Raw genomic sequence first — 2,248 nt, forward strand, 5'->3', positions numbered from 1 at the left:
GTATGTGATCTCAAATGAAATTCCAAGCAAAATTTCGCGTCTAAATTTGAGCTCAGCTCTTAAATTTTAAAATTTTATCAGAGATTTTTTTATACAATTACGGCTGAAATTCGGCCCAAAAAAGGAGAGGGAATGTATAAGCTAAAGCATCTTCTTAGCGCGCAGGATCTGAGCCGCGAGGACATCTACGACTTCATCGATCTGGCGCGCGAGTTTAAAGCGCTCAACCGCTCTGACGTCAAAAAATCCGACTCGCTTCGCGGCAAGACGGTCATCAACGCGTTTTTTGAAAACTCCACCCGCACCCGCACGAGCTTTGAGATCGCAGCCAAGCGCCTGGGCGCGGACAGCGTAAATTTCACGGCTGCGGACAGCAGCACGAAAAAGGGCGAGACGCTGATCGACACCATCAGAAATATGCAGGCGATGCGCACGGATATATTCGTGCTGCGCCACAGCTGCTCGGGCGCGGCGAAATTCGTCGCGGCCAACTGCGACGCATCGATCGTAAATGCGGGCGACGGGCTGAACGAGCACCCGAGCCAGGCGCTGCTGGATCTTTTTACGATCAGCGAGCACAAGGGCAGGATCGAGAATTTAAACGTCGCGATCATCGGCGATATATTCCGCTCGCGCGTGGCCAGAAGCGACATCTGGGCGATGAAAAAACTAGGCATAAACGTGCGGCTCTTCGGCCCTCCGATGATGCTGCGCGACTGCGACGCGTTCGGTTGCCCGATATGCAAAAGCATAGAGGAGGCGATCGAGGGTGCCGACGTCATCATTATGCTAAGAATTCAGCTCGAGCGGCAAGACGGCGAGCCGAGCTTCCCGAGCGTGCGCGAGTACTCGAAATTTTTCGGACTTACAGCTAAGAGGATGCAAGCGGCGAAAGAGGGCGTCATGATAATGCACCCGGGCCCTATCAACCGCGGCGTGGAGATCAACTCCGACGTAGCCGACGACCCGCGCTATAGCTGCGTCTTAGATCAGGTAGAAAACGGCGAGGCGATGCGAATGGCGATACTTCATACGATAAATTTAAATAGGAGCGCACGATGAAAATTTTGATAAAAAACGGCACGATCGTTAATTGGGGCGGCAGCGAGGAGGCAAACGTCCTGATCGAGGGTGATAAAATTTCAAAGATCACGCGCGAGTGCCCCGCCGCAGACCGCGTAATAGACGCCGCGGGCAAGCTCGTGATGCCGGGGCTCATCGATATGCATGTGCATTTTAGAGACCCGGGGCTCGAATACAAAGACGACGTCATCAGCGGCAGCGAAACCGCGGTCGCAGGCGGCGTGACGACCTGCCTTCCGATGGCAAATACTAGGCCCGTGAACGATAACTCAAGCATCACGCGCGCGATGATCGCTAAGGCCAAACAGCGCGGGCTTATCGATCTGCTACCGATAGGCGCGATCTCGCAGGACTGCAAGGGCGCAAAGATCGTCGAGATGGGCGATATGCTGGAAGCGGGCTGCGTGGCTTTCAGCGACGACGGGCTACCCGTGACCGACAGCTCCGTGATGCGACAGGCGCTTGAATACTCCGCTCACTTCGGCTCGTTCGTGATAAATCACAGCGAGGATTGCTCGCTTTGCCACGGCGGCGTGATGAACGAGGGTAAGGTCAGCGCGATCCTCGGTCTAAAGGGGATGGCGAGCGAAAAAGAGGAGATTATGATAGCGCGCGATCTGCTGCTTGCCAAAAAGACGGGCGGGCACATCCACATCGCGCACGTAAGCTCGGCATGGTCGCTCAAGCTCATAAAGCAGGCTAAGCGCGAGGGTATCCGCGTCACCTGCGAGGCTACGCCGCATCATTTTACCTTTGATGAGCGCGAGCTGATGGGATACGATACGAATTTTAAAATGTCGCCGCCGCTTCGTACCCAAAGCGACGTGCAGGCGATCAGAGAGGCGCTTAAAAGTGGTCTGATCGACGCCATCGTGACCGATCACGCTCCGCACAATACCGACGATAAATTTGTAGAATTCGACCACGCGCCGTTTGGAATTTTAGGGCTTCAAACCCTCGTGCCGCTTACGCTTCGGCTAGTAAACGAGGGCGTCATCGGTCTTGAAGACATGGTGCGGCTGTGCTCGTTTAACCCGGCTAAAATTCTAAATTTAAAAGACAAAGGTGAGATTAAAGAGGGCTTTTTGGCCGACGTCGCGATCATCGATCCGCAGATTTCCTACGTTTACGACGAGGCGCTAAATAAGTCCAAATCGCGCAACTC

The 2,248-nt window shown here is 54.3% G+C and carries 2 protein-coding genes; both read left to right on the forward strand.

The window, feature by feature from the left end; all coding sequences use genetic code 11:
• The first annotated feature begins 132 nt into the window (after positions 1-132).
• Positions 133-1,062: an aspartate carbamoyltransferase catalytic subunit gene (locus Q0238_RS05390; protein ID WP_297943677.1), complete on the forward strand. Its 930-nt coding sequence runs from the start codon at positions 133-135 to the stop codon at positions 1,060-1,062.
• Positions 1,059-2,248, forward strand: a 1,190-nt coding sequence (locus Q0238_RS05395; RefSeq protein WP_297943680.1) for a dihydroorotase, incomplete at its 3' end; no start/stop codon positions are given. The genes Q0238_RS05390 and Q0238_RS05395, both read left to right, overlap by 4 nt.

The organism is uncultured Campylobacter sp. (genome assembly GCF_938045775.1).
Classification (GTDB): Bacteria; Campylobacterota; Campylobacteria; order Campylobacterales; family Campylobacteraceae; genus Campylobacter_B.